General features: G+C 68.9%; 1 protein-coding gene. It reads left to right on the plus strand.

Annotated features, from left to right (window positions below):
- Positions 1-77 precede the first annotated feature (77 nt).
- Positions 78-264: transposase zinc-binding domain-containing protein (locus AU465_RS32765; RefSeq protein ID WP_192257126.1), on the plus strand; the 187-nt coding region annotated here is incomplete at its 3' end.

Consider the following 264-nt stretch of genomic DNA (forward strand, 5'->3'; position numbering starts at 1 on the left):
ACGGTGCGCACCGTCACCAGCCCGCTCGACAAGCTTGGCCTCTTCAAGCCGCAAGAGATCTCACCCGACGGCTGAGCGTGCGCGCCTCGATCGAGGTCGCCGACATCTTCCGCACTGCCGGGCCCGCCTACCGGGCCGCCCATGCAGGGCATCTGACACTGCAGCAGCTCAAGGTCATGTCGGCGATCGAGCACTGCCGCACCGCGGCCCTTGGCGGCCACGTCGAGGCCTGCGAGGACTGCGGCCAGTGGCGCATCGCCTACA

Origin of the sequence: Mesorhizobium silamurunense (genome assembly GCF_014843905.1) — a bacterium.
GTDB classification, from domain to species: Bacteria; Pseudomonadota; Alphaproteobacteria; order Rhizobiales; family Rhizobiaceae; genus Mesorhizobium; species Mesorhizobium silamurunense.